The sequence below is a fragment of the Furfurilactobacillus cerevisiae genome (genome assembly GCF_048961765.1).
Taxonomy (GTDB): Bacteria; Bacillota; Bacilli; order Lactobacillales; family Lactobacillaceae; genus Furfurilactobacillus; species Furfurilactobacillus milii_A.
The window spans coordinates 676,986-702,945 of the sequence record NZ_CP185253.1 but is presented as its reverse complement, the minus strand read 5'-3'; the positions used below and the strand labels follow the sequence as shown (position 1 = coordinate 702,945).

General features: G+C 41.9%; 30 protein-coding genes and 1 pseudogene. 12 read left to right on the top strand and 19 right to left on the bottom strand.

Translation table 11 applies throughout. The annotated features are described in order from the left end of the window. Positions 1-264: 264 nt before the first annotated feature. Positions 265-552 (bottom strand): PTS sugar transporter subunit IIB, encoded by a 288-nt coding sequence (locus ABUE36_RS03275; RefSeq protein ID WP_161001698.1) that lies wholly within the window; start codon positions 550-552, stop codon positions 265-267. 36 nt (positions 553-588) lie between these two features. Next, a pseudogene (locus ABUE36_RS03270) lies at positions 589-1,128 on the bottom strand (PTS transporter subunit IIC); the annotation flags it as partial. Positions 1,129-1,226: 98 nt separating this feature from the next. Between ABUE36_RS03270 and ABUE36_RS03265 the strand changes: the two are divergent. Both ABUE36_RS03265 and ABUE36_RS03260 read left to right on the top strand, forming a co-directional pair. Beyond that, positions 1,227-2,156 (top strand): IS30-like element ISLpl1 family transposase, encoded by a 930-nt coding sequence (locus ABUE36_RS03265; RefSeq protein WP_096109805.1) that lies wholly within the window; start codon positions 1,227-1,229, stop codon positions 2,154-2,156. A 373-nt stretch (positions 2,157-2,529) separates the two neighbouring features. Next, complete coding sequence (locus tag ABUE36_RS03260; RefSeq protein ID WP_161001856.1) at positions 2,530-3,024, top strand: hypothetical protein; 495 nt, start codon at positions 2,530-2,532, stop codon at positions 3,022-3,024. 10 nt (positions 3,025-3,034) lie between these two features. Here ABUE36_RS03260 and ABUE36_RS03255 read toward each other — a convergent pair whose 3' ends face one another. The 3 genes from ABUE36_RS03255 to ABUE36_RS03245 are packed head-to-tail and all read right to left on the bottom strand — an operon-like array spanning position 3,035 to position 3,843. Continuing rightward, positions 3,035-3,226 carry a hypothetical protein gene (locus ABUE36_RS03255; protein WP_161001855.1) on the bottom strand — a complete coding sequence of 64 codons (192 nt, stop codon included), beginning with the start codon at positions 3,224-3,226 and terminating at the stop codon, positions 3,035-3,037. 39 nt (positions 3,227-3,265) lie between these two features. Continuing rightward, positions 3,266-3,571 (bottom strand): Txe/YoeB family addiction module toxin, encoded by a 306-nt coding sequence (locus ABUE36_RS03250; protein WP_421017135.1) that lies wholly within the window; start codon positions 3,569-3,571, stop codon positions 3,266-3,268. A 2-nt stretch (positions 3,572-3,573) separates the two neighbouring features. Further along, positions 3,574-3,843 carry a type II toxin-antitoxin system Phd/YefM family antitoxin gene (locus tag ABUE36_RS03245; protein WP_161001854.1) on the bottom strand — a complete coding sequence of 90 codons (270 nt, stop codon included), beginning with the start codon at positions 3,841-3,843 and terminating at the stop codon, positions 3,574-3,576. A gap of 376 nt (positions 3,844-4,219) precedes the next feature. On the opposite strand from ABUE36_RS03245, the gene ABUE36_RS03240 reads away from it, so the two are divergent. The 7 genes from ABUE36_RS03240 (at position 4,220) to ABUE36_RS03210 (ending at position 11,098) form a co-directional block, all read left to right on the top strand. Then, a complete protein-coding gene (locus ABUE36_RS03240) occupies positions 4,220-5,245 on the top strand; it encodes an IS30 family transposase (RefSeq protein ID WP_010619295.1) in 1,026 nt (341 codons plus the stop codon). A 260-nt stretch (positions 5,246-5,505) separates the two neighbouring features. After that, a complete protein-coding gene (locus tag ABUE36_RS03235) occupies positions 5,506-6,435 on the top strand; it encodes an IS30-like element ISLpl1 family transposase (RefSeq protein ID WP_421016461.1) in 930 nt (309 codons plus the stop codon). A gap of 2 nt (positions 6,436-6,437) precedes the next feature. Then, positions 6,438-7,085: an acyltransferase family protein gene (locus tag ABUE36_RS03230; protein WP_421017134.1), complete on the top strand. Its 648-nt coding sequence runs from the start codon at positions 6,438-6,440 to the stop codon at positions 7,083-7,085. After that, entirely contained in the window at positions 6,997-8,535 is a 1,539-nt protein-coding gene (locus tag ABUE36_RS03225) for an AMP-binding protein (protein WP_161001791.1), read from the top strand. Before ABUE36_RS03230 ends, ABUE36_RS03225 begins: the two co-directional genes overlap by 89 nt. 3 nt (positions 8,536-8,538) lie before the next feature. After that, positions 8,539-9,519 carry an aliphatic sulfonate ABC transporter substrate-binding protein gene (locus tag ABUE36_RS03220; RefSeq protein ID WP_421017133.1) on the top strand — a complete coding sequence of 327 codons (981 nt, stop codon included), beginning with the start codon at positions 8,539-8,541 and terminating at the stop codon, positions 9,517-9,519. 44 nt (positions 9,520-9,563) lie between these two features. Then, entirely contained in the window at positions 9,564-10,382 is an 819-nt protein-coding gene (locus tag ABUE36_RS03215; protein WP_161001793.1) for an ABC transporter permease subunit, read from the top strand. Then, positions 10,379-11,098, top strand: coding sequence for an ABC transporter ATP-binding protein (locus ABUE36_RS03210; RefSeq protein WP_161001794.1), 720 nt, complete (start codon positions 10,379-10,381; stop codon positions 11,096-11,098). The genes ABUE36_RS03215 and ABUE36_RS03210 overlap by 4 nt, the downstream gene beginning before the upstream one ends. Before the next feature lie 68 nt (positions 11,099-11,166). On the opposite strand, the gene ABUE36_RS03205 is transcribed toward ABUE36_RS03210, so the two are convergent. Further along, the gene (locus ABUE36_RS03205) at positions 11,167-12,690 is read right to left on the bottom strand and encodes a peptide ABC transporter substrate-binding protein (RefSeq protein WP_421017132.1); all 1,524 of its coding nucleotides are present in this window, start codon (positions 12,688-12,690) and stop codon (positions 11,167-11,169) included. Positions 12,691-12,765: 75 nt separating this feature from the next. Then, positions 12,766-13,695, bottom strand: coding sequence for an IS30-like element ISLpl1 family transposase (locus ABUE36_RS03200; RefSeq protein WP_096109805.1), 930 nt, complete (start codon positions 13,693-13,695; stop codon positions 12,766-12,768). Between the two features lie 601 nt (positions 13,696-14,296). Here ABUE36_RS03200 and hflX point away from each other — a divergent pair. Continuing rightward, the gene (gene hflX / locus ABUE36_RS03195) at positions 14,297-15,577 is read left to right on the top strand and encodes a GTPase HflX (protein ID WP_421017131.1); all 1,281 of its coding nucleotides are present in this window, start codon (positions 14,297-14,299) and stop codon (positions 15,575-15,577) included. Here hflX and ABUE36_RS03190 read toward each other — a convergent pair. Next, positions 15,574-15,828 carry a hypothetical protein gene (locus ABUE36_RS03190; RefSeq protein WP_161001797.1) on the bottom strand — a complete coding sequence of 85 codons (255 nt, stop codon included), beginning with the start codon at positions 15,826-15,828 and terminating at the stop codon, positions 15,574-15,576. The two genes, hflX and ABUE36_RS03190, sit on opposite strands and share 4 nt — an antisense overlap. Positions 15,829-15,974: 146 nt before the next feature. On the opposite strand from ABUE36_RS03190, the gene ABUE36_RS03185 reads away from it, so the two are divergent. Then, complete coding sequence (locus tag ABUE36_RS03185; RefSeq protein WP_191982121.1) at positions 15,975-16,961, top strand: IS30 family transposase; 987 nt, start codon at positions 15,975-15,977, stop codon at positions 16,959-16,961. Here ABUE36_RS03185 and ABUE36_RS03180 read toward each other — a convergent pair. The 7 genes from ABUE36_RS03180 to ABUE36_RS03150 all read right to left on the bottom strand — a co-directional run bounded on the left by ABUE36_RS03180 (position 16,953) and on the right by ABUE36_RS03150 (position 22,537). After that, on the bottom strand, positions 16,953-17,642 hold the full coding sequence (locus tag ABUE36_RS03180) for a helix-turn-helix domain-containing protein (RefSeq protein ID WP_421017130.1): 690 nt from the start codon (positions 17,640-17,642) through the stop codon (positions 16,953-16,955). The two genes, ABUE36_RS03185 and ABUE36_RS03180, sit on opposite strands and share 9 nt — an antisense overlap. A gap of 11 nt (positions 17,643-17,653) precedes the next feature. Continuing rightward, the gene (locus ABUE36_RS03175; RefSeq protein WP_421017129.1) at positions 17,654-18,637 is read right to left on the bottom strand and encodes a hypothetical protein; all 984 of its coding nucleotides are present in this window, start codon (positions 18,635-18,637) and stop codon (positions 17,654-17,656) included. An 11-nt stretch (positions 18,638-18,648) separates the two neighbouring features. Beyond that, a complete protein-coding gene (locus tag ABUE36_RS03170; RefSeq protein WP_421017128.1) occupies positions 18,649-19,602 on the bottom strand; it encodes a hypothetical protein in 954 nt (317 codons plus the stop codon). 11 nt (positions 19,603-19,613) lie between these two features. Further along, a complete protein-coding gene (locus tag ABUE36_RS03165; protein ID WP_421017127.1) occupies positions 19,614-20,570 on the bottom strand; it encodes a helix-turn-helix domain-containing protein in 957 nt (318 codons plus the stop codon). Between the two features lie 13 nt (positions 20,571-20,583). Further along, positions 20,584-21,540 carry a helix-turn-helix domain-containing protein gene (locus tag ABUE36_RS03160; protein ID WP_421017126.1) on the bottom strand — a complete coding sequence of 319 codons (957 nt, stop codon included), beginning with the start codon at positions 21,538-21,540 and terminating at the stop codon, positions 20,584-20,586. A 252-nt stretch (positions 21,541-21,792) separates the two neighbouring features. Further along, positions 21,793-22,101, bottom strand: coding sequence for a hypothetical protein (locus tag ABUE36_RS03155; RefSeq protein ID WP_017260943.1), 309 nt, complete (start codon positions 22,099-22,101; stop codon positions 21,793-21,795). 91 nt (positions 22,102-22,192) lie between these two features. Continuing rightward, entirely contained in the window at positions 22,193-22,537 is a 345-nt protein-coding gene (locus ABUE36_RS03150) for a type II toxin-antitoxin system RelE/ParE family toxin (protein ID WP_421017125.1), read from the bottom strand. A 113-nt stretch (positions 22,538-22,650) separates the two neighbouring features. On the opposite strand from ABUE36_RS03150, the gene ABUE36_RS03145 reads away from it, so the two are divergent. Further along, positions 22,651-23,580, top strand: coding sequence for an IS30-like element ISLpl1 family transposase (locus ABUE36_RS03145; RefSeq protein WP_096109805.1), 930 nt, complete (start codon positions 22,651-22,653; stop codon positions 23,578-23,580). A gap of 9 nt (positions 23,581-23,589) precedes the next feature. On the opposite strand, the gene ABUE36_RS03140 is transcribed toward ABUE36_RS03145, so the two are convergent. From ABUE36_RS03140 to ABUE36_RS03125, 4 genes are all read right to left on the bottom strand, one after another. After that, a complete protein-coding gene (locus tag ABUE36_RS03140) occupies positions 23,590-23,856 on the bottom strand; it encodes a type II toxin-antitoxin system prevent-host-death family antitoxin (protein ID WP_421017124.1) in 267 nt (88 codons plus the stop codon). A 78-nt stretch (positions 23,857-23,934) separates the two neighbouring features. Then, positions 23,935-24,534 (bottom strand): DJ-1/PfpI family protein, encoded by a 600-nt coding sequence (locus ABUE36_RS03135; protein ID WP_421017123.1) that lies wholly within the window; start codon positions 24,532-24,534, stop codon positions 23,935-23,937. Between the two features lie 23 nt (positions 24,535-24,557). Continuing rightward, a complete protein-coding gene (locus tag ABUE36_RS03130; RefSeq protein ID WP_421017122.1) occupies positions 24,558-25,040 on the bottom strand; it encodes a GNAT family N-acetyltransferase in 483 nt (160 codons plus the stop codon). Between the two features lie 18 nt (positions 25,041-25,058). Further along, positions 25,059-25,889, bottom strand: coding sequence for a DUF2785 domain-containing protein (locus ABUE36_RS03125; RefSeq protein WP_421017121.1), 831 nt, complete (start codon positions 25,887-25,889; stop codon positions 25,059-25,061). Between the last annotated feature and the right edge of the window lie 71 nt (positions 25,890-25,960).

The window sequence follows — 25,960 nt, the reverse complement described above, 5'->3', positions numbered from 1 at the left end:
TGCCCTGTTTGATTTTATTCTGTCATTTGAATCAGGCTTCCACTCTTAAATGGCTTTGCGCTAGTACTCAAACCTTTTAAAGTATGTCACCAAAAATCACTATTTTAGCCACTGAAAGTAGTTACGACACTATTGGCATCAGCCATTATAAGAATCTTTTAACCAATCTTCAATTTTATCCGTTCCACAAGTGTCTTATTAAACAACGTAGAACAGTAAAAACGAGCACTTAGAAGATTCTAAGTGCCCGCTTTTTATTCGTAATTATTTAAGTTCTAGCTTAGTTGCAATCTGGTCATAGACGGCCTGAGTATTCATCCCTGTTAACAATGGCACACCGTTGATAATTTTATCTTTGACGTTATCTGGTACTAACGTCGTGCTAACAACAGCATCGTAATCATCGATGTGGTTAACTTCGTCAGAAATTTTACTTTGCAACATTTTGACTTGACCATCAAAGCCTTCGTCAGCCAACCAGTTTTTGATTTTTCCTGAAACGACCGTTGACGTTGCCACACCAGAACCACAAACTACCATTAAAGTTTTCATGTTTTCGACCTCCAATGTCGAGTTATCTAAAAGATGCTATTTCTTATCTGCAACTGTCGATGCAGTTTTACGAAACTTGTTTTGCCAAATCATCAAGCCTAATACCACAACACCAATTAAACCAATACCACCCCAGCTGATCAGTTTGCCTAAACCAACAATTAACAATGTGGTCCAAGTCCCACCATCACTTAATACAGAAATGGATGAGTTACCTTGGAGACTGAAGTGTGCGCCCTTTGCAGCAGCGGTAACCAACGGTGCAACCCATGACGCAATGTACAAACTAACCACGATGTCGACGATCCCACCGAGGATGGTCCGTAAAATATCACCACGGAAAACAGCGGCCATAACGGCAATCATGAACGGAATCGTCGCTAAGTCACCAAACGGTAACACAGTGTTACCAGGTAAAATAACGGCAATCAACAGTGTCAGTGGAACCAAAATTAATGCTGAGGATAACACAGCCTGTTGCCCAACGGCTAAAGCACTATCCATCCCAATGTATAAGTCACGACCAGGAAAACGTTTCTGAACAAAAGTGTTGGCCCCTTCAGAAATTGGAGTCAAGTAGATTGTAAAATTAATCCGAACGCTGTTCGGACAAAAAAGATCAGCTTCCTTTAAAATGGTGTTTACAACAAACCCATCTTTTAGGAGCTGATCTTTTGTCTAGTATAACCTATTCCGAACGAATTAAAATCGAAACCTTTTGTGAACTAGGGCTGTCCAATATCCAAATGGGCGTTCGGCTGAACCGATCACCGTCAACAATTTCTTATGAATTATCTCGATGTCAACCTTATCAGGCTGAATTAGCACAAACAGATGCCGAATACAAGCGATCACGATGTGGTCGGAAAACTAAGCTGAGCGATGAGTTAAAGCAAACAATTCTCAACCATTTACATCTAAGCTGGTCACCAGGAATGATTGCTCACGAATTTAAACTAGCGACTAAATCTATTTATAATTGGCTAAATCAGGGGAGAATTGGTTTCTCCTTGAATGATCTACCTGAACATGGCGTACGCCAACGGCGTAACGTTGACCAACGATCCAAATATAATCAATCTTTGGGGCGATCGATTGAACAGCGTCCCATGATGATTAATCAACGTAATCGCATCGGTGATTTTGAACTAGATACCGTCGTTGGCCCTCGTGGGCATAGTAAGGCAGTTTTATTAACTTTAATCGATCGCAAATCACGGTTCCTTTGGGCATATCGGTTAAAGGACCGAACGACAGCGAGTGTTAATGAAGCACTGACTAAGTTCCTAACAACTTTTAATGGACCGGTGCACAGTTTTACTGTGGACCGTGGTACTGAGTTTAGTGGGCTAGTATCATTTGAATCACAATATGGTATTAAGACCTATTACTGTCATGCTTATACGCCAGCTGAACGTGGTAGTAATGAACGCTTTAATCGGAATTTACGTTATTTTTATCCTAAGGGGACTCGTTTTGAGCACATTAGTGCTCAAGATTTAACGACGACGTTACTCCAAATTAACCAGAGACCGCTTAAAATACTTGACTGGAAAACACCGTATCAGGTTATGCTGACCAATTTGTCCAAAAATTCGGATTAAATTTGCAATCTACCGATTATACAGTATTTTGTTGTAATTAAAACAAAATGTTTCATATTATTTCTTTTTTCGCTTGTTTACAGGGAAAAATCTCCGTGATCCAAATAACATTGTCATAACGAACAACAGGTCAGTTGGCTCAAATATTCGAGCCAACTGACCTGTTGTTTTGTACACTTTAATTAACTGAATCAGACAATGCATGCGGTTTGTCTTCTACCTTAAAAGGATTAACAACACTGATTCTCTCACGTATGCGTGAATCAAACGCCTTTAATCGTGGTGCGACACGTCGTCAAAGCAAAACACTTTCTTGTCATTGGAAACAAGCTTACTCTATTATTAGAACAAATCAACAAGGGAGATGTAGACCATGCTAAAACTTTTACAATATCTCGTATACCCTAAAGAATCCTCACAGACACAAACGCTAAACAATCGCCTATTAAATGGACTATTGTGGGCCGCGGTGTTAAGTCTTCCCTTCACACTAGTCAGTTTGGCGTTAGATTGGCCTGCTGGTAGTCTCGGCCACGGCACCAGTCTCTTAGCTTTATTAACTATTTTAATCTATATGTTTGGCGGGGTTTCAATTGGAAAGCTCATTCGCAGCCAAGATCCAAATGGCACGCTTAAAAATCAAAACAAGACACGCCGTTGGCTCATTCTAAGATCGGCGTTTGCCGGGATTGATTTAGCTATCTTCTTTTTCTTATTAACTCTAATTCTCAATCCAATAACTGGCGACACCAGCGTTAATCGCCTCCCCTTCAACGCACTAATAGATTTAGGTGTTGGTTTAGTGATTGCACTCTTGGCGTATGCTGTTTCCGCATCCGTTGCGAGTGACAAACGCCGTCATAATTAGACCTTTAATACTAAATAAGGCAATCACAATTGATTCCAAACAATATCGTCAACGCTCGTATACCCACTGTCATCATTAATACGACTACGCGCACCTTAGTCATCGGTCCATTGTTTTCGAGATACAGCGTTTCAGCAACTGAATACCAGTTTTTACTTGGAATAATGGCAGCGTCATCGTTTCCATTGTTATTAACACTCATCGCGTTAGCCTGCCTATATTTTACAAATTTTCTAAAAAATCAATCTGTCGGTTTGCAATTACGTGGCAGGCGCTTCTCATAGTGGGACCACGCCGACCAGATTTTGACAATGTGCTCACGTTTACTGACCGTATATACAACACGATGCTGATTGTTTATACGACAAGAATAAATTTTTCTGTTGTGAGGAACCATTAATTCCCAACCATTGAGTTCACGACTATACGGGTTTTCTTTCAAGATTTTAACAATGGCCATGTAGTTTTCAAACAGACCAGCTGCAATAAGCACTGGTTCATCATCATTTTTAACTTTCTTATGAGGAATAACAGTAAATGCATTCACGGTTAGTAAGCATTTTGGGGATCAAAATCACTTGGGCCTTCATGATCCATTCTGTCTTTGACAACATCTAAAACACCATTTTCTTTCAAGAAAGCCAACTCTCTGTCTTTCTCGTACTCTTCATACTGATCCTTGCTAATGATTACCGCACCATTGTTATGAACATGGTTCTCTGACTGGAGCGTTATTTCAACGGGTTGATTGTGAGCAACGACGTCATTGACGACCGTGTAAAGCTCTTTGCGTAATTTAGTTGGTGTATATGTTTTCATTTTTCCACACTCCTAGAATTAATAATAGCATTTTAGCGTACGCTATGACGTACGTCAATTTATTTGATTTTTAAATGGTCACTAAATACTCAGAATACCAGTAGTTAACTGAGTATTGATTTTGAAAAAAAGCGCCACATCGCACTCCTTGAGCGTTTGCTATGCTTTGGCCGTAAGCAGCGTAAATTGAAACTATCTTTGTTTGTTAACGTTATACGGTCGTCGAAATTATGTTTGTTTTTAAAGTGAATATAAACCCTCGATTTAAAATTGAAGTGCAACACCTGCTCTAATAGACCAGTTCTTTATTCAGACTAGTCAAAAAGGCCATGAAGACCTATTCTTAATTCACCACAAACAAGAAAGAGGTATCTTCATGACCCGAATTAAGAATATCATATCTAATCAGTATCACCAACTCAATTTAGCTGAACGTGGTCGAATTGAATCCCTAAGGGACTTAGATTGGTCTATCCGCCGGATTGCCCAGGCCCTTCATCGTAATCCCAGCACGATTTCACGTGAATTAAAACGTGGGACAACGACACAGATTAACGCTAGTACTCATATCTTTGAACAGTCATATCTGGCAGAAACTGGTGAAGCAATTTATCGTAAGCACCGACTAAATAGCTGTTATCGTGGACTCTTTGATCATTGTCAAACCTTCTGTAATGCTTTGGTGACAGCTTTAAAAGCGCGTCCCAGGATGCATAGTGTGGATACTTTTGTCCACCAATTCAAGACTGATCACCCAAGGCTTGTCTGCCCCTCAACACCGACGGTGTACCGGTATATTGATGACCAGCGTTTAGCTATCCGCAATTCAGACCTACCAGCTAAACTACGTCGCCGGATTAAATGCCCCGGGGCAAAGCATCATCGAATCAATAAGAAAAATCTGGGCCATTCAATCGAAGAGCGTCCCGCCATGGTTCAAGCGCGTCAAGAGCTTGGACACTGGGAAGGTGACTTGGTCAAAGGCAAACGGGTTGAATCTGAGCCAGCATTAATGACTTTGACTGAACGTGTTAGTCGCTTAGAGATCATCGTTAAACTTCCCAATTATCATGCCGACACTTGCTTGAAAGCCCTCCAGAATACCTTATATGACTATGGAACCGAGCACTTTAAAACCATTACTTTTGATAATGGTGCTGAGTTCTCAAGCTTGAGTCAAGTCAAGGGAACTGACATCTACTTTGCCCATCCTTATTCACCATGGGAACGTGGAACCAATGAGAACACTAACGGCCTTTTGCGCGAGTTCTTCCCGAAGGGCAGATCCTTGGCTTCGGCCTCACTCATTGACATTCAGCTGGCTCAAGATACCTTAAACAACCGGCTACGGCGGTCATTGAACTATCGCTGCCCAGCCGATCTAATGCCTGAACTAGCTTAGCAACTAGACCACTTCTAAGAATAGATTCTTAGTGTTGCACTTGATTTGACAATTGAGGAAGTGAATATAAACTGAACTTTTGGCATTTACTACAGTTTGGAATTGTACGACTTTTAACTAAGAATCATGTTCAGCAGTTCACTGATAAAACATCGAAGTTAGGTAGATTGTAAAATTAATCCGAACGCTGTTCGGACAAAAAAGATCAGCTTCCTTTAAAATGGTGTTTACCACAAACCCATCTTTTAGGAGCTGATCTTTTGTCTAGTATAACCTATTCCGAACGAATTAAAATCGAAACCTTTTGTGAACTAGGGCTGTCCAATATCCAAATGGGCGTTCGGCTGAACCGATCACCGTCAACAATTTCTTATGAATTATCTCGATGTCAACCTTATCAGGCTGAATTAGCACAAACAGATGCCGAATACAAGCGATCACGATGTGGTCGGAAAACTAAGCTGAGCGATGAGTTAAAGCAAAAAATTCTCAACCATTTACGTCTAAGCTGGTCACCAGGAATGATTGCTCACGAATTTAAACTAGCTACTAAATCTATTTATAATTGGCTAAATCAGGAGAGAATTGATTTCTCCTTGAATGATCTACCTGAACATGGCGTACGCCAACGGCGTAACGTTGACCAACGATCCAAATATAATCAATCTTTGGGGCGATCAATTGAACAGCGTCCCATGATGATTAATCAACGTAATCGCATCGGCGATTTTGAACTAGATACAGTCGTTGGTCCTCGTGGGCATAGTAAGGCAGTTTTATTAACTTTAATCGATCGAAAATCACGGTTCCTTTGGGCATACCGGTTAAAAGATCGGACGACAGTGACTGTTAATGAAGCACTAACTAAGTTCCTAACCACTTTTAATGGTCCGGTGCACAGCTTTACTGTGGACCGTGGCACTGAGTTTAGTGGGCTAGTATCACTTGAATCACAATATGGTATTAAGACCTATTACTGCCATGCTTATACGCCAGCTGAACGTGGTAGTAATGAACGCTTTAATCGGAATTTACGTTATTTTTATCCTAAAGGGACTCGTTTTGAACACATTAGTGCTCAAGATTTAACGACGACGTTACTCCAAATTAACCAGCGACCGCTTAAAATACTCGACTGGCAAACACCGTATCAGGTTATGCTGACCAATTTGTCCAAAAATTCGGATTAAATTTGCAATCTACCACATACCAATTTTACTTTTTAGCTGGTGGATTACTCAGTATTCACTACAAGTCAGTAATTGCGTTTGTCAAACAGCATGAGCGGCCGATTCTAATCAGCACAGTAGTCTTCATCCCCATTATTTGGCTGTATTACTATCTCGACTACAACGTTTTCAGACTTAACATTTCCGCATCCAGCTTTATGCATCAACCGCTGATGGTCGTGTACAGTTCGCTGATTATTCTGTCTGTTCTGTTGCTGGGGTTACATTACGCAAACTACCAGCATCGACATCCTCACAGCCTGCCCGCTCGCTTTGTTGCCTTGGGTGCCAAACTGAGTTTTGGTATTTACTTAACTCAAACGCTAGCGCTCTGGTTCTGGCCATCAATTTTACCGATGATGCCTAACACTAAGACCTATTTCATCGCGTTACCAATCTACAATCTAATTATCTTTAGCACTGCGTTTATCATTAGTTATTTACTTTATAAATTACCGTGGACTGGCCGTCTTATCGGCCGACCACGACGACACACAAATTCCGGAAAGGCAGGTTTTGCCCATGAAAAACTCAATTTTCTCACTCAACGATTCAATTTCAAATCTTCTTCAGCAGAAACCGAACCACAACCTCGTCAAAGATCTCGGTGATGAACGCTGGTTGACTAGAGGTGAAGTCGACCAACTGGTTGAACAGCTAACCGTCTTAATGGCCCAATCAGGTGTAAAACAAGGTGACTTAATTTTGATCACGTTACCTAACTCCGTCGATTATGTCATTACCCTGCTTGCCTGCTTCCGTTTAAAGGCCATCGCCTACACGGCCAACCCGACAATGCCGACATCTGAATTGACAAAAACAATTCAGAAAAATCATTATGCTGCTGCATTCTTCGGCAATGAACACACAGGTAATCTACCTAGGATTGAAGCAGAAACGGGCACCTTTTTCTCCGACAACCCTTGCATTTTAGCGCCTCATAAAACAGTGTCGTTTTACCGTCTATCCGGCCAAAAACATCTTGCTAATGATCAGCTAGATACCTTTAATGAACGTACTGATGGCCAGTTAGCCTCGCTTCTATACACTTCTGGTACAACCGGCGCACCAAAGGCCGTCGCATTAACGGCGCCACAATTATTATCTGCTGCCAAGGATGTTGCACTTTCTCAACACTTATCCGATGAAGATCGCACATTGGTCATGCTGCCACTCTTTCATATTAATGCCCAGGTCATTTCGTTATTGGCCACCATCATTTCAGGCGGTCAACTCGTCATTACGCACAAGTTCAGCGCGCACAAGTTTTGGCAAACAATTAATGATGAACAAATCACTTGGGTGTCAGCCGCGCCGGCCATCATCGCAATATTATTAAGAAGTCCACAACCAGAAACAATTTTCAACAAATTGCGTTTTATCCGTTGTGCCTCTGCCCCACTACCGCCCAGCCAAGAACAATTATTTGAACACCTATTTAGTGTTCCAGTCATTCAAGGCTACGGTATGACCGAAGCAGCCAGCCAAATTACCGTTAATCCATTAACTGCGCCCCGCCAAGGTTCGGTCGGTCAGGTCACTAATTCAGAAATGAAAATTGTCGACGACCGACATCAACCTGTTTCAGACAATCAAATTGGTCAGGTGACTTTGCGCGGTTCACACATTATTCATCAATACGTCGACCCACAATATCAGGCAGAATTCATCAACGGTTGGTTTTTGACTGGTGATATGGGCTACGTTGACACCGATGGCTACCTCTTTCTAGTTGGTCGCAAACGTGAAATCATCAACCGTTCAGGTGATAAAATTAGTCCATTAGAAGTTGAAAATGCCATTTTAAGCCTTGGCTACATTAGGGATGTCGCGGTTGTTGGTCAGCCGGATGCCATTTATGGTGAACAGGTTGTAGCGGTTGTGGTCCTGCAACCTAATCTTATAGCTGGCGAAGTGCTAGCAAAGGACATTCAACAGCATGTTCAGCAACAGTTGTCACGCTTTAAAGTACCGTCAGAAATTATCTTTTGGCGAGACTTGCCAACTGGTGCTACTGGTAAGATTCAACGGACTAAGGTTAAAGCATTACTTGGAGGCTGATAAATGAAGAAAAAACATCATGCTTGGTTATGGTGGATCGTTTTGGCCCTATGGTTAGTCGTGGCAGGCGTGGGGTATATGGACACACGGACTGACGCCAAGACATCAAGCAGTACCAAAACCGTCCGCATTGGTTATCAAAAAGGTGACATCTTCGACATTGCTCACATCCAAGGTGGGTTTGCCAAACGGATGAAGCAAAAAGGTTATCACGTTGTTTGGAAAGAGTTCCAAACAGGTGCAGCGTTACTCACGGCACTTAACAGTGGCAAGCTCGATTATGGCCGTACTGGTAACACTCCGCCAATCACTTCACAGGCCAGTGGTAGCAAATTTGTGTACGTTGGTGCGGCTTCTTCTAGAGCCAATTCCAGTGGCCTTTTGGTCAGCAAAACGAGTTCCGCCAAAACGATTAAAGATTTAAAAGGCAAAAAGATTGCTTATTCCAAGGGTTCTAGTTCGCAATACTTATTGTTAAAGCTGTTAGCTAAGGCCGGAATGTCCGCCAACGATATTAAGTGGGTCGATCTGGATCCAGGTGCCGCAAGCACCGCCTTCAGCCAAGGAAAAGTTGACGCGTGGGTTGTGTGGGATCCTTATGTCGCTTCTGCACAAGTCACACAAAACGCGAAACTCATTGAATCCGCTTCTTCTGTAAACACAACAGATCGCGATTTCATTTTAGCTACCAGTACTTATGCCAAAAAGCATACCAAGACTTCCAGCACCTTACTTAGTGAATTGGAAACCTCGATGGAATGGGCAAACCGCCATCACACCACCTTGATTAAGGATTTATCCTCGGCCCTATCGTTAGACAAGAAAGTTGTTACAAAGATGGTTGACCGACGACGCTACAGCGTTTCGGGTATGACACAAGCCATCGTTAAGGAACAACAAGACATCGCTGATACGCTTGCAAAAGCACACGACATTTCTGGAGATATTGATGTTAGCAAGGCCGTGTTGACTACAAGCCAGTAATCTTTCCCCATCCAACCGTTTGTTTCTCTGAAAGGAGACTTTCTATGCAATTATCAACCACCCAGCTTAAACATCAAACAGCACTGCCATCCCGTCGCAGACATCACATTGGCCGCCAATTGATTCCGTGGCTGGTACCGCTGATGCTCCTCATCGTTTGGCAAATCACTGCGCAGGCTGGCGTTCTATCGGCCTCTGTGTTGCCTGCACCCACAACTGTTTTGCAGGATGGCATCGCACTAACTCAATCTGGTGAGCTGCCGCGTAATCTAGCGGTTAGCTTATTTCGAGCCACTGCTGGCTTTGCGATCGGCGCTATTGTCGGTTTCGTCCTTGCACTGCTGACTGGTCTATCCACCACTTGGCGTTTGGCACTAGACTCCTCTGTTCAAATGGTTCGCAACATCCCCCATTTATCCCTGATTCCGCTCGTTATTATCTGGTTTGGAATCGGTGAACCGGCAAAAATCACGCTAGTTGCTATTGGTGTCTTCTTTCCAGTTTATATCAACACCTTCCACGGTCTTGCCAGTGTCGACCCTGAACTACTGGAAATGGGGCACGTATACGGACTAACGCGCTGGCAGCAATTTCGTCAAATTATTTTCCCAAGTGCTTTGCCAACTATTCTCGTCGGTATTCGTTACGCACTTGGTGTGATGTGGACCACGTTAATCGTTGCTGAAACTGTCTCCACCAGTTCTGGCATCGGTTATATGTCCACCAATGCTCAAGATTTCTTGGATATGAAAACCATCCTGCTGTGCATCATCATTTATGCATTACTAGGTAAATTATCAGACACAATGGTTAAAGCCTTGGAACGCCAGCTACTTTCTTGGCAGAAAGGAAATGTCGCATGACACAAAATAATCCTTTATTACGACTGGAACACGTATCCAAAGAATATGGCGATCAAACTGTACTAAACGATGTTTCAACAACCATTGCATCAGGCGATTTTGTGGCCATGGTTGGAATGAGTGGTGGTGGAAAAAGCACCCTGCTTCGCTTAATTGCCGGTCTTGAATCGCCAACAAACGGTCAAGTCAGTCAACAAGATCGAATAGTAACAGAACTAAATACAGATAGCCGAACCATGTTTCAAGACGACCGTCTTTTACCATGGATGACCGTTCGTGACAACCTCACTTTTGGCAACCATACGCCGCAGTCGATTGAGCACGCAAACGAGCTCTTAGCCCGCGTCGATCTCAGCAGCTTTGCAGAGCGTTACCCGACGGACCTGTCAGGTGGTCAAAAGCAACGAGTAGCCTTAGCTCGAGCACTAATGTCGCATCCAAAACTACTGTTGTTAGACGAACCGCTGGGCGCGTTGGACGCTCTCACGCGTCGTAAAATGCAGGATCTGATTCTCGATATCTGGCGACAAGAACATCTAACTGTCATTTTAGTGACACACGATGTTACAGAGGCAGCCCGGATGGCGAACAAAGTGTTTGTAATCAAAAATCATCGGCTTGCATGGCAAGAACAAAATGCATTGAACTACCCACGTAACAACAGTCAAGCCGTGGCTGCAGTGGCAGATGATATTTTATCCCATGTTATTGCCTAATAGAAAAGACAAAAAAAGAAGTGGCACCGACCGCTTCTTTTTTTGTCCCTATCCAATTCAACGAACTTTTATTTCACGTACGCGTACTTGTAATTCCAGTTAATGCCAGCTGAATTGTAGATAATTCCCTTAACGTATGGACGTTGCAGGAATGGACCAGAGCCAGAAAACGAGCCTGTGTACAATGGCAAGACACCGTAATCCTTAACCAGCGTTTGATCAGCGGTTACTAAGTTCTTGAACCGTGCTTCCTTGTTCAACGCATTCTTACCGGCAGAATCTTTAACGTTCTGATCATAAGTGGCATTCTTCCACAAACCATCGTTGTAAGTCCCATCTGACGTGAACAGGGCAAATGTGTAAGGGTCACTGTAGTCAGCGCCCCAAAGCGTTACAACAGACTGGAAGTTGTGAGCAGCGGAACGCGTTAACCGTGTCTTATAAGGCACGTTTTGAACCGTCACCTTAACACCTGGTAACTTCTGGAATTCAGACTGCAAGAATTCAGCATTCTTCTTACCAGTGTCAGTGTCATCAGCCATCAACGTGAACTTCAAATCAGAAATCCCGGCTTCTTGTTCCCCTTGCTTGAGGAGTTGCTTAGCTTTAGTCAGGTTCTGTGTCAAAGCGCCCTTAACTGCGGCTTCTTTGGCAAAGTCCTCGCCAGTCTTTGGATCCTTGGCCAATTTGGCAGGTGTAAACGTTGTTGCAGGTTTGGAACCGTCCTGCAAAATGTTATTAGTCAATTGTGACCGGCTAACCGCGTATGATAATGCAGCCCGGATCTTTTGGTTCTTGAATGCTGGGACCTTTTCTTCATTCAATTCAAGATAAGCAGCTGATGAGCCAGGACGATAAATGTAATTCTTGTTGTTCTTATATTGGGCAACTTGGTCTCCGCTCAACTGAGTCAGGTCAGCCTTCTTAGAATTGTACATATTTAGTTGCGTACTGCTTTCCTTAACAACCTGGAAATTGATCTTGTTTAACTTAACGTTCTTTTTATCCCAGTATGTGTTGTTTTTGGCCCAGTCCCACTTTGCATTAGTTCCTTTGTATCCTTGAACCTTAAATGGTCCGTTGTAAACCTGGGTGGCAGAGGTTTGCCCATACTTCTTGCCATATTTATCAACGGCCTTTTTGTCTTGTGGGAAGAAGCTTGGGAAACCAAGTAACAGTTTAAAATATGGAATTGGTTTGGACAACGTAACGGATAGTTTGTACTTGCCGTCAGCCTTAATTCCTAATGCACTGGGCTTCATCTTGCCATTTTGAACAGCATCCGCGTTCTTCACGCCTTCAAACAGATACGCATATTGCGATCCTGTCTTTGGACTGTTTGTGCGTTGCCAGGAATAAACGAAATCTTGAGCAGTAACTGGATCCCCGTTTGACCACTTCGTTCCATGGCGCAAATCAAATGTCCAGTGAAGGCCATCTTTAGATTCAGTTGTTTTCGTTGCCAACTCATTTTGTGGCTTAGCGTCTTTACCAATTCGGTAAATTCCTGAAAATGTGTTCGATAACGCTGTCATTGAGACATCATCCGTCGCAATCGAAGGATCCAATGTCGGCATTTCGGCTGTTTCCATTAAGTTCAACTCGCCCTTATGTCCTGACGCACCCTTGTTACCACACGCAGCCAACGTTAATGGTAGATTGCAAATTTAATCCGAATTTTTGGACAAATTGGTCAGCATAACCTGATACGGTGTTTTCCAGTCAAGTATTTTAAGCGGTCTCTGGTTAATTTGGAGTAACGTCGTCGTTAAATCTTGAGCACTAATGTGCTCAAAACGAGTCCCCTTAGGATAAAAATAACGTAAATTCCGATTAAAGCGTTCATTACTACCACGTTCAGCTGGCGTATAAGCATGACAGTAATAGGTCTTAATACCATATTGTGATTCAAATGATACTAGCCCACTAAACTCAGTACCACGGTCCACAGTAAAACTGTGCACCGGTCCATTAAAAGTTGTTAGGAACTTAGTCAGTGCTTCATTAACACTCGCTGTCGTTCGGTCCTTTAACCGATATGCCCAAAGGAACCGTGATTTGCGATCGATTAAAGTTAATAAAACTGCCTTACTATGCCCACGAGGGCCAACGACGGTATCTAGTTCAAAATCACCGATGCGATTACGTTGATTAATCATCATGGGACGCTGTTCAATCGATCGCCCCAAAGATTGATTATATTTGGATCGTTGGTCAACGTTACGCCGTTGGCGTACGCCATGTTCAGGTAGATCATTCAAGGAGAAACCAATTCTCCCCTGATTTAGCCAATTATAAATAGATTTAGTCGCTAGTTTAAATTCGTGAGCAATCATTCCTGGTGACCAGCTTAGATGTAAATGGTTGAGAATTGTTTGCTTTAACTCATCGCTCAGCTTAGTTTTCCGACCACATCGTGATCGCTTGTATTCGGCATCTGTTTGTGCTAATTCAGCCTGATAAGGTTGACATCGAGATAATTCATAAGAAATTGTTGACGGTGATCGGTTCAGCCGAACGCCCATTTGGATATTGGACAGCCCTAGTTCACAAAAGGTTTCGATTTTAATTCGTTCGGAATAGGTTATACTAGACAAAAGATCAGCTCCTAAAAGATGGGTTTGTTGTAAACACCATTTTAAAGGAAGCTGATCTTTTTTGTCCGAACAGCGTTCGGATTAATTTTACAATCTACTTAATACTGATAACGTCGCTGTTGCACCCATTGCTAAAATTTTACGAACCTTCATTCAACCACACTCCTTGTGGAATTCACCTTATTATGGTGATGCATTCCAAGCTATGTACTTTTCGCGGCAACTTATGTTTTGAAAAGTTGTGATGATAATAGATTAAAATAAGATTAAAGCCAACGTGTTTTGCTAATTTTATTTTAATTATTTTAAAAACGGTATAAGTTACTTATGTATTGCATTAGTCCGTTCGTAGCAGATGTTTTAGCATGAAATATTTCGTGTATAGAACAATTGGTCTGAATTTTGTTAATTCCGTTGAAGGTTTGTCATGCTCACGGGCCCATTGATTTCAGATATTTTCCTCAAATCTAACTGGCCTTCAACATTCATTCCTAAAACGAATTGCCCTTCGCCTCTCGCAAACACCGAACCGGCCAGCGCAAGGCGCGAAATGGTATAATTAAATCATTACAAGTCTCGGCTTAGAAAAGAGGACACACATTTGGACGAAACTGCAATTGCACCAAAAGAAGTTATTATTGCCGGTCTCAACACCGGTGCTGGCAACTTTGAATATTCCATGGAAGAACTTGCCAACCTAGTTGCCGCCAATAATATGATTGTTAAGGAAGAAGTTCGTCAAAAACTTGAACGGCCGCATCCAGGCACTTACTTTGGTAAGGGAAAAATTACCGAACTGGCTGAAATTGTGGCCAGTGAAAACGTGAATACCATCGTGACAAACGACGAACTTACCGCTTCACAGATTCGTAACATCGAATCGGCTACTAAAGCGAGTGTGCTGGACAGAACTGCTTTGATTCTGGATATTTTTGCCAACCGTGCTCAGACACGGGAAGCTAAGCTACAGGTTCAAATTGCACAACTCCAGTATCAACTGCCACGATTGCATACCAGCGTTAACCAACGTTTGGACCAGCAAACTGGTGCCGGCGGTGGTGGCGGATTCACTAACCGTGGTGCTGGTGAAACACAACAAGAAATGGATCGCCGAACCATCAACAATCAGATCAAACATCTGAAGAGCGAGCTAACAGACATCACCAAAGCTGCCGACACCCAACGTACGCAACGGGAAAAGAATGGACTCCCAACTGTAGCATTAGTCGGTTATACCAACGCTGGTAAATCAACCACCATGAACGGTCTTGTCCGCAAATATGGTTTAAACGAAGACAAACAGGTATTTGAAAAGAACATGTTGTTTGCAACGCTTGATACCAGTGTTCGACAGATTAACCTGCCGGATCAAAAGCAGTTCTTACTTTCAGACACCGTTGGCTTTGTCAGCAAGCTGCCTCACGGATTAGTCGAAGCATTCCGTTCTACGCTGGCTGAAGCTGCTAACGCCGATTTGCTCATTCAGGTCGTGGATTATAGTGACCCGAACAGTGAGCAAATGATGGCTACGACTAATGAAGCCTTGAAGGCAATTGGTGTCACTGATATTCCAATGATTGTTGCGTTCAACAAAGCCGACAAAACGGAGGCCAAATATCCGTCACGCGAGGGTATGCAACTCGTTTACTCGGCTCGCGACGACGCTTCATTGGACGAATTGATTACGATGATTCGGGAACAAGTCTTTAAGAACTACCAGACAGTTACCCTGTTGATTCCGTTTGATCAAGGCAACATTTTAAACTTCTTGAATGAAAAGGCACATATTTTGGAAACCGAATATGTTGCCGAAGGTACTAAAATAACCGTCGAGCTGACGGATGAATCAGCGCAACGGTTTGAAAAGTGTCGGGTAAACTAACCCAGTGTCATCATAATCATCATGTGTTTCAAATCGCTCGGATCATATTTCAAAATGTGCTCATAAATCGGGCGCAATAGATCGTCATCCCCGCTAACATTCAAAATTCGGTAAACAGACAGTGCATTCTCACACTGCTGTTTACCTTTTTCTTTTGCACCAGTGACGATGTCTAGCCAACCGTGCATAAAGAGGTTTTGAACCGCATACCGCACATCTGAGCTGTCTTTGTCGTGAACGAGTTTGTCCATTATCTTCAGTACTTCGCTTGCTTCGGCGTAATGTTGTTTTCCTGTCAGGCGAATTTACAATTGAAATGCAACACAAAGTAAAAAAATAAACCCATACCGGGTAGAATATGTTTAACGACCAAATCAAACAATTCGAGGTATCCGGTATGAGCTATAAACATCTTACTATAAAAGAACGTGAAATACTTATGTTTTTACGAGCTAAGGGGTTATCTATCCGGGCTGTTGCGTTACGGCTGGGGCGAAATCCAAGCACTATTTCACGGGAGTTAAAACGTTGTGCAGGTAATTATTCCCCAAGCAAAGCAGATAATGACTATCATCAAAAGCGGCAGAATTGTCACAAGAAGCGGCTATTAGACAGCCATCCACAATTACGCCGTCAAATTGTTCATTACATCTTAGATCTGCACTGGTCACCAGAGCAGATTACCGCTCGCTTTAATAAGGAACATCAATGGTGTGTTAGCTACAACACAATTTACCGTCATATCTATCAACACAATTTAGGTGAGAAGTACTCCTCACGTGGTGATACCGGTATTCAGCGCCATCTCAGACATAAACATCGGACTCGGCATTCAAAGAATACTAGACGACATCGAGAAGTACAGACCGACTATATCTCGATCCATGAGCGCCCTGGTTTTATCAACCAGCGTCAACGTATAGGTGACTGGGAAATTGATACTGTGATTGGTCGAACGGGTCACTCCATCCTTTTAACGATTGTCGATCGGCTTAGTCGGCTTACGCTTATCAAAAAGGTTGTGCAAAAGGACTCGCAGGAGATAAATAAAGGCTTAGTTGAACTGTTAGGGGCCATTCCTAAAGAATTTGTTCATTCTATTACACCAGATCATGGGACCGAATTTCTTCATCTTGATGAAATCAGCGAAAGGTTAGGTGTTACTGTCTATTGGCCCGATCCATATTCGCCTGAACAGCGTGGAACAAATGAGAATACAAATGGATTAATCCGGGAATATTTTCCCAAGCGAACAGATATTGATAATTATACAGAACAGGACGTTGAACACTGCCAAAAGCAGTTAAATCAACGTCCTCGCAAAGTGTTAAACTATGAAACCCCATATGAAGTATTTTTTGACAAACCGTTGCACTTAGTTTGACAATTCGCCCAACACAGAAAAAGCATCAAAACACAAATTAAAACGCATATGGCGATCATCAGACAGCCATTGATACCAATCTGCACGTCGCATTGCCCGTTTAAACAACCGCAACACGTCCTCAGCCTCAAGAAAGGATAACGAAAAAATGAGCAAATAAACTTCAAATTCGCCCCATTGACCAACGGCACTCAAATAGTTAACCACTGGCAAAATATCTTGAGCTGCCTTATCCAAGTTAAAATGCATTAAATCGGCACTGCTGTTAACGTACGCCATTAATAATAAATTCATCGGTGTTGGCTGATCTTTAACCGTCTTTGACAGTCTCTGTTGATACTGGTCAATCGGTGTAACGTTCTTTGGCGGATCAGCGTGATTAACTAAAACGATGATTTCCTGAAATGGTTCTATTAACTTCCAGCTTGGCGAAGAGTGACCGGCTTCATTAAAGTATGAACTTGAATCAGCGGCATACTGATCTGTTTGCCAATAGAAAAATTCACTTGTTGTCACGTGAATTTGATCCAGCAGATGTAAGAAACGATCGACCCCAAGCATACTAGTGCCATTTTCAAACTTCGAGATCACGGCCACACTGACTTGCTCGTCAGCGACTTCTTTAAGGGTTAGTCCTTTGCTTTTGCGCAACTCATGAAATGTTTGTCCCAGTGATGACATAGAATATCCCCCTAATCAAAGATTCTTGAGTAAATCATGGCCGATTTCTTGTCCTGCATGTTCACATAAATTTCGCGATAAGAACGTGAATCTACATTTAAATGCAGAGTTTTGCAGAGTTGCAATACAGTATTGCATTTATCTTTGCCAACAGCTTCTTGTCCAGTTACATACAGATACCAACCATGTAAAAACAAACTCATGATGGCAAATTGTGCTTCTACGTCAGTATCCTTGCTCAGTAAATCGTCGAATTTCTCCAGCACTATTTTAGCGTTATCATACGTTCTGTGTGCGACCATAATCGAAAAAAGCGTGAAACAAACGGAATACCCTAAGTTCCTCAAATCCGTTAAACGAACATAAAAATCTGCCTGCTTCATAAACCGAGAAAAAAGCATCATAGCGTCCTCGACATCCATATAAATCGAAGTTGAAATAAAGAACAGTAATTCAAAAGCAGTCCAGACGGATACCCCGCCTAAATAATCAATAATTGGTAACATTTCTTGATGTGTCGAGAAGTGATCTTTCATGTTGGATTGGTGTATCTTCAGTGCTGCTTTTGCCAAAGATATCTTCAAACGATTGGTTAAGCTCGGATCTCTCTTTAATTCTTGTCCCATCAACTCGATGTAAGTTTTAAAACTTGAAATCTTTTGTGCCGTACTTTGACTTTCATCGCTGGAGATTTGAAATACATCCGCATAGGGTGCTAAAACATCAAAGATTTCTGGCAACGGACTGCCATCTTCTGAAAATTGCGACCATGCATTTTTATTTTGCTCGTCCGACTGTCGAAAACGATAGAAAAAGTCTGTCGTGGTCACGTTGATTTGTTGCAACAAATGCAAAAAGCGGTCCACGCCCAACATCGTCTGATCATTCTCAAACTTGGAAATCACGGCCATGCTGATTTCATTGTCCGCGACTTCTTTAAGTGTTAGATTCTTACTTTTGCGTAGTTCATGAAACGTTTGTCCTAACGATTGCATAAAAACTCTCCTTAAAAAAAACGCAGAAAGATTAACAAGGTCGGCGTGGGTGCAGAAAGATGCTCATACAACTCATGATAATAGGTATGTGTCTTGGCTAATCCCAGCGTTTGTGTCAGGTCCAAAACGGTCTGACATTGTTCCAACCCAGCTTGACGATTGCCCTGAAACACTTTCAACCAGCCATGCAGAAATTCTCTAAGAATGGCAAACCGCGCACTTTCAAATTTAGTAACTAATTTATCGAACTTCTTCAATACCTGTACTGCATATTTTCCTTTTTGTTTGGCAATCATACATGTAAACAACGAGAAACAAGCAGAAAAAACCAGATTATTTGCCTCGGGTAATCCTTGATACAATTCCGCTTGATTCAAATAACGACGGAAAAGTTGCATCAAAACATCGGGATCTGCTGTCGGAATAATGAAAACAAAAATAATAAGTTCAAGTTCGTTCCACTCACCAACACTGGTTAAGTAGTCCACCACTGGTTGTATGGTCTTGGCGCTATCGTCAAAATGCAACTGTTGAGCATCTAAAATACTGGCCATCCACGCAGCGATTACTCGATTGATCAGCGTAGGATCTTGACGTGCCTTTAATTGCATAGCCTTCGTATATGTTTTCAGTGCGTCCATTTCATCAATATCTGTTGTATTCGTCATACTAGCAATATGATTGCCTTCGTAAAAATTGGCTAATATCCCCTCAAAAGAAGCCTGAACGCCCCAAATATTCAGAACCTTTTCATTTTCAAAACGATCAAAATAGTGATAAAAGAAATCTGTCGTCGTGACATTTATCTGCCCTAAAAGATGAAGAAACCGATTAATGCTCAATGTCGTTTGATCATGTTCAAATTTGGAAATCACAGCCACACTAACCTGTTCATCAGCAATTTCTTTAAGCGTTAAGTTTTTATTTTGCCGAAATGCATGAAACGTTTGTCCTAACGATTGCATATTGACCTCTCCTAAGAAATAACGGTCCCGTAATGAAAATCGTGATCATTTGGTGCACTCACAATTTCTGCCGTAAAATCGTCATAAATCCTAAACATACGATCTTCTTTACATAACCTCATCATGGTGGTGGCATCGTTCATCTTGGACCTGCCCAGTACCTTGTCGTCAACGCGATATTTGAACCAACCCTCGCACCATAATATCGTCATTGCAAAATTAGCAGTCAAATCACGACCATCACGCTTTTTATGTAAAGCTTCCATCTTCGATAAAGTTTCATTGGCTAACGCAAACTGATCCAACGACATAAAATATGCAAAACTACTGACTAAAAATCCGCGATGCATGCCCGCGACATACATAATCGACTCATTCGCCGTCAGTTTACGTTCAGCAATATTAGTAAATAATTCAACATCGGCCAATGGCATGGCGGTCAAAAAGGATTCGAGGACTAAAATTTCATAAATGCCCCAATCGTCAATCTGCTTTAAATATTTCACAGCATAATCCGAACTGTGCTCGATGCTTTTCCCGGTATGATTGGCCAGCATCATTCGACCATAGTCGTATCCCAACACATTATTAACCGTCGGAGATTTTTTAGCGTTTTCTTTCAATACATCGAGCCGCGCGTAAAGTTTTTTCCACTGATGTCGCATCGCCAAACCCGAACTAATCAGGAAAATGTTCGTTAAATCTGTTAGTGCGTTTGCGGAACCCATTTCACGCCATTCGACTGGCATCGGGGAATTCAGATAACGATCATGCTGTAGGAAGAAATACTCATCAGCAGTCACGTTCATTTTCTTAAGCAAATGCATCAGTCGATCAACACTGATTTTCGATTGGCCTTGTTCAAACTTTGAGAGAAAACTGACACTCGCCTGTTCATCTGCAAGTTCTTTTAACGTTAATCCTTTACCTACGCGCAACTGATGGAACGTTTCGCCATACGATGCCATGTCATTCCCCTTTCTAGGCCATTAACCGTGAATGATAAAGTAAATGATCATCCTTCGTTTGCCAAATTCGATCACTAAAAGCAGCGTACAAACGCCACAGGCTTTCCTCTTCACACAATCGCATAATTGTCAGCGCATCCTTCATCTGTGACTGCCCCCGTTCCTCACTGTCACGGCGATAGGTCAGCCATCCCTGACACCACAGAATTAACATTCCGAAATCGCCAGTACTTTGTTGTGGTGATTGTTCTTTGTGCAGACTGTGCATCTGCCCAAGCAATTCTTCCGCTATATCGAAACGAGTGCGGTTCATAAAAAAGCAAAAACTAGTGACCAAAAAGCCACGGTGCATCCCTGCAATCTCGCTAAGTGGCGCCTGTGAAACCAACTTATGCTTGGCGGACAGGGCTAGTTGCTGTGCATCGGGTACGCTCATCCCCTGCAGAAAAACGTTAAACACGATCAATTCGTAAATACTCCACTCATCAATTTGTTGTAAGTACGTGATCGCCCGTTGAGCAAACGGATAAGGTTCTGACTGCTGATGTTGTGCCAGAAGCAGTTGCGCAAAATCCAAGTTTAACCAATGACCCATTGTCAGTGTTGAGGAGGCCTGTTCGGCCAAGTGCTGTTGCCACCGTGCTAATTTTTCCCATTGCCCGCGATTCGATAATCCGGCGGTGTAATAAAAACCGCTGCCTAATGCTGCCACAGCGTTTGGCACACTCATTTCAGACCATACTTTAGGTACTTGGGGCTTGGCATAACCATCATGTTGGGCAAAGAAATATTCATCAGCAGTCACATTCATCTTATCCAGTAAATGCATCAACCGGTCTACACTAATTTTCGATTGATCCGTTTCAAACTTAGACAAGAAACCAACACTCACTTGTTCGTCAGCCAGTTCCTTTAAAGTCATATTCTTACCGATTCGTAGCTGCCGAAACGTTGCCCCATATGTGGCCATGCAAACTGATCCCCCATTCTGAAAATCACTCGTTGATTAAGTATAGCGCAGAATGTCGTCAATTGTTAGAAAACGGTGAGAATGCACTAAATCATCTCATAAAAAAATAAGTCAAAAGCACTGTATCAGTGGTTTTGACTTATCGGCATATTTTATATTTAAACTGAAACAACTATCTAGTGTCTGAACACTTCAAAAAATCATAATGAACGCCAAACAATTCAATGGCAATTTCTAAAGAGATCTTTTTACTTAATGCTTTTTATCACTATCAAGTGATTCTGTCTCATTAATACCTTCATCTTCTAAAAGTTCTTTTCGAACTTCTTTAAAGCTGTACCTTTTTTCTTTTTTAGATTCTGTAATTGCCGCCGTTAACTCCATTGAAATTAGCGAAAGCATTTGTTCTTTATACTCATGAAAATCCAACAATACGTAAGTATCTTCTTCATTGCGTGTTAAGAATACCGGCTTTCCTGGAAAAACTTGTGATAAAACTTTTTCATATGTTTGTAATTCTGATACAGGTTCCCGATTTGACGAGGTCTGATTATCTTTCATATTTCATCCTCCAAAGAAGCCTAACTTAAACCAACCAAGATGCAAATGGTTCCACACAAATAAAAAATAGTCACAAATTTATCTACTATACCTATAACTCAGGTTTTTGCTGTATTCTCTGAATTCCAATTTTGTTCTGTATAGCTGTAGCGATTTCTTGATGAGCATCGTAAATTTCTTCGATTAGAATAATCTTCTCGTCATCAATAATCTGGTATACAAGTGTATTCCTTTTTAGAAATAACAAGTAATAGTTCGAGGGTATATTTAGCCCTGCTTTTCTTCCGTTGTGTCCCATTCTAGGAAAATCACTAAGATTCATAATCTGTTCAATGATCTTATCAATACTTTTCTTAGCAATTGCCTTCCCAAAGTTAGATGAAACTTGTACATAAATTTCATCCAGCTGAGCATGAACTACGTCTGTTATTTCCACAGAAAAGGTCATTTAGTAGATTGTAAAATTAATCCGAACGCTGTTCGGACAAAAAAGATCAGCTTCCTTTAAAATGGTGTTTACAACAAACCCATCTTTTAGGAGCTGATCTTTTGTCTAGTATAACCTATTCCGAACGAATTAAAATCGAAACCTTTTGTGAACTAGGGCTGTCCAATATCCAAATGGGCGTTCGGCTGAACCGATCACCGTCAACAATTTCTTATGAATTATCTCGATGTCAACCTTATCAGGCTGAATTAGCACAAACAGATGCCGAATACAAGCGATCACGATGTGGTCGGAAAACTAAGCTGAGCGATGAGTTAAAGCAAACAATTCTCAACCATTTACATCTAAGCTGGTCACCAGGAATGATTGCTCACGAATTTAAACTAGCGACTAAATCTATTTATAATTGGCTAAATCAGGGGAGAATTGGTTTCTCCTTGAATGATCTACCTGAACATGGCGTACGCCAACGGCGTAACGTTGACCAACGATCCAAATATAATCAATCTTTGGGGCGATCGATTGAACAGCGTCCCATGATGATTAATCAACGTAATCGCATCGGTGATTTTGAACTAGATACCGTCGTTGGCCCTCGTGGGCATAGTAAGGCAGTTTTATTAACTTTAATCGATCGCAAATCACGGTTCCTTTGGGCATATCGGTTAAAGGACCGAACGACAGCGAGTGTTAATGAAGCACTGACTAAGTTCCTAACAACTTTTAATGGACCGGTGCACAGTTTTACTGTGGACCGTGGTACTGAGTTTAGTGGGCTAGTATCATTTGAATCACAATATGGTATTAAGACCTATTACTGTCATGCTTATACGCCAGCTGAACGTGGTAGTAATGAACGCTTTAATCGGAATTTACGTTATTTTTATCCTAAGGGGACTCGTTTTGAGCACATTAGTGCTCAAGATTTAACGACGACGTTACTCCAAATTAACCAGAGACCGCTTAAAATACTTGACTGGAAAACACCGTATCAGGTTATGCTGACCAATTTGTCCAAAAATTCGGATTAAATTTGCAATCTACCATTTATCTAAAAATTCCTTTCGAACGTCCTCAATCTTGTGTCTTCTTCCCTGTTCAGATTTTTCAATATCAGCTAACAATTGTTCACTAATTCGCCACGTCTCATACTTTTCATAATCTTCTAAATCAAGTAGAACATATTTACCATAGCCATTTTTTGTCAAAATAACGGGGCTATCTGGTCCAACCTGATTTAACACTTTGTTATAAGTACGCAATTCTGAAACAGGTCGAATATTTAGATTTTTTTGTGGATTAACCATCACCATCACCTCTCAGCATTAGTATACATATTTTCGTACAAATTTGCAGCAAACCGACCTCACAATAAAATTGCAGAACTAACCATTATCTCGAAAAGTTAAATCTTCGGCACTTGCATCTGTACCAAACTGTTCAAAAATGTTTTTCGGCACATTGACGCCAATCGCATGTGCCGCAGTGACGCCAAATTCACGAGGGAAGAACGCAGTGGAAGTCACGATACCATTATCTGATACAACTGGTTTACGCACCAAATTACGTTTGGGAATGAAACGCTCCTCTTCGTATGCACTTTCGAATAGTCCCGCCACAAACTTGGTGTCGTCCAATAACCCAGCTTTTGCCAGTAGAATGGGTGAAGCCGAAATTGCCGCGATAACTGGTCGTGGCCGCATTTTAAAACGACTGAGAAAGGCAATGTTCCTTTGATCAGGTAAAACGGTATGATAATTCGCAATTCCTGGCATAACGAGCATCTGGTACGCCTGAATATTCTGAACATCTTCAAATGTCATTTGTGGTATTACCTCAAACCCATCTTCAGTTTGATATGGCTTGTGCTCAGCGGCTACAACATCAATTTGCCAATCCGTTTGACTCCAGGCAAGAATCGAGGTTAACGGACTAATTTCATACATCGAAAAGCCATCATAAATCATCACTAGAATTTTATTCATCGTTATCCCTCCCGGGCAGTAACTCACTCATTTATCTTTTTAAACAGGACATACTGCGGGCCAATCTTGCCAACACGCTGAATGCCGGTATCGTGAAAACCCGCCTTCTGATAAAGGTGTTGTGCGGGTATATTATGGTAGTTCACGGCCAAAATAATACGAGTCACATACGGAAAATGAGCTTTAACAAATGCCGGTACCAACTTCATCGCGGCAAGCGAAATACCTTGTCCCCTGAATCGTTCGTCAATCGACAAGGCACGCAATAACACATCCGAGTCAGCACGGCCACCAATTTCCAATGGACCTTGGTGCAAGTGAAGGCAAAAGAAGCCGGCTAACTGGTCATCATTCATAATCATCACTGGCACCCGATCATGATCACGCTTTGCTTTTTCAATCACCGACTGCGGCGAACCTGTGAAGGTTAAATCACTCAATTGATAGTTCTCCACCAACTGTTGACACTGGATCGTATCAAAGTATTGTTTTAATTCAATATTCATATAGAGACCATCTCCAGATCAGGCCACTGTCCCATTGGCTTCATAAAAGTCACGAATTTGCTCATCTAGCCATGCCGATAGCCTTGGGGTAGCCAAACTTTCAAAGCGCAGTTTGTAAGACAATGAGACGCACAGGTTAATTAACTTATTTTTTTGATTGAACTGTAGCGACTGGTCAGCAGTTAAGGCAATAACGCCCTTGACCCCTCGCAACCAGTTGAGTAGCTGACTTTCCGTTATGCGATCCTGCGCCAGTAACGCAACAAGACAGTTGTCCAAGCGACTGCCTTCACCTGCAGTAAAACCGCTAGACAGCATAATGCCATGATAAATACCTGCCAACACCTGTGGAATAAGCCGCGTTGGAAACTTCGGATGATAACAAACGTAATACAGCAGGTCGCCACCATGGCCAAATGCATGTGCCCAGCCATGCTCGGTCAACCCGCGTAAATCTTTTTCTAATTGCAAATACTGCGTTGCGTCTTCAAAAAGTTGCATTCGCATATTTGCCGTCATAAACGGTGACTCTGCATCACGAGCAATAAGTGACGTTAGTAATAACGCCGTAAATGTTCTCGTATAGACTGCGTCATTTTGCGGTTCGTAAATCTGTTTGAAAAGCAGATTGCGTTGTCGGACCTGACTAGTCAACCACACTGTCTGTTCATTTGTAATGACATTATTGCCAGTCCACTCAGCGAAGGAACTGTAGATAAGTTGATCTCGTAGTTTAGAATCTAAAGTACCGATGTTATCTAACATCGATGACAATAAATTAATATCAATTGATCGAGAGCTGTTTCTGTGCAACTTTATCAGATTTTGCTTTAACTTGTTAACAGCCACTGAATTCACCTTCAATTTTTGTTTATATTTTACGCTTGTCTGCGAGTTTGAAGTTGTGCAAGCCTTTGAAA

Coding starts and splice junctions, on each gene's coding strand:
- ABUE36_RS03275 (WP_161001698.1), bottom strand. CDS start 552: ATGAAAACTTTAATGGTAGTTTGTGGTTCTGGTGTGGCAACGTCAACG.
- ABUE36_RS03260 (WP_161001856.1), top strand. CDS start 2,530: ATGCTAAAACTTTTACAATATCTCGTATACCCTAAAGAATCCTCACAG.
- ABUE36_RS03255 (WP_161001855.1), bottom strand. CDS start 3,226: ATGAGTGTTAATAACAATGGAAACGATGACGCTGCCATTATTCCAAGT.
- ABUE36_RS03245 (WP_161001854.1), bottom strand. CDS start 3,843: ATGAAAACATATACACCAACTAAATTACGCAAAGAGCTTTACACGGTC.
- ABUE36_RS03240 (WP_010619295.1), top strand. CDS start 4,220: ATGACCCGAATTAAGAATATCATATCTAATCAGTATCACCAACTCAAT.
- ABUE36_RS03225 (WP_161001791.1), top strand. CDS start 6,997: ATGAAAAACTCAATTTTCTCACTCAACGATTCAATTTCAAATCTTCTT.
- ABUE36_RS03220 (WP_421017133.1), top strand. CDS start 8,539: ATGAAGAAAAAACATCATGCTTGGTTATGGTGGATCGTTTTGGCCCTA.
- ABUE36_RS03215 (WP_161001793.1), top strand. CDS start 9,564: ATGCAATTATCAACCACCCAGCTTAAACATCAAACAGCACTGCCATCC.
- ABUE36_RS03210 (WP_161001794.1), top strand. CDS start 10,379: ATGACACAAAATAATCCTTTATTACGACTGGAACACGTATCCAAAGAA.
- ABUE36_RS03205 (WP_421017132.1), bottom strand. CDS start 12,690: ATGGAAACAGCCGAAATGCCGACATTGGATCCTTCGATTGCGACGGAT.
- ABUE36_RS03190 (WP_161001797.1), bottom strand. CDS start 15,828: ATGGACAAACTCGTTCACGACAAAGACAGCTCAGATGTGCGGTATGCG.
- ABUE36_RS03185 (WP_191982121.1), top strand. CDS start 15,975: ATGAGCTATAAACATCTTACTATAAAAGAACGTGAAATACTTATGTTT.
- ABUE36_RS03180 (WP_421017130.1), bottom strand. CDS start 17,642: ATGTCATCACTGGGACAAACATTTCATGAGTTGCGCAAAAGCAAAGGA.
- ABUE36_RS03175 (WP_421017129.1), bottom strand. CDS start 18,637: ATGCAATCGTTAGGACAAACGTTTCATGAACTACGCAAAAGTAAGAAT.
- ABUE36_RS03170 (WP_421017128.1), bottom strand. CDS start 19,602: ATGCAATCGTTAGGACAAACGTTTCATGCATTTCGGCAAAATAAAAAC.
- ABUE36_RS03165 (WP_421017127.1), bottom strand. CDS start 20,570: ATGGCATCGTATGGCGAAACGTTCCATCAGTTGCGCGTAGGTAAAGGA.
- ABUE36_RS03160 (WP_421017126.1), bottom strand. CDS start 21,540: ATGGCCACATATGGGGCAACGTTTCGGCAGCTACGAATCGGTAAGAAT.
- ABUE36_RS03155 (WP_017260943.1), bottom strand. CDS start 22,101: ATGAAAGATAATCAGACCTCGTCAAATCGGGAACCTGTATCAGAATTA.
- ABUE36_RS03140 (WP_421017124.1), bottom strand. CDS start 23,856: ATGGTTAATCCACAAAAAAATCTAAATATTCGACCTGTTTCAGAATTG.
- ABUE36_RS03135 (WP_421017123.1), bottom strand. CDS start 24,534: ATGAATAAAATTCTAGTGATGATTTATGATGGCTTTTCGATGTATGAA.
- ABUE36_RS03130 (WP_421017122.1), bottom strand. CDS start 25,040: ATGAATATTGAATTAAAACAATACTTTGATACGATCCAGTGTCAACAG.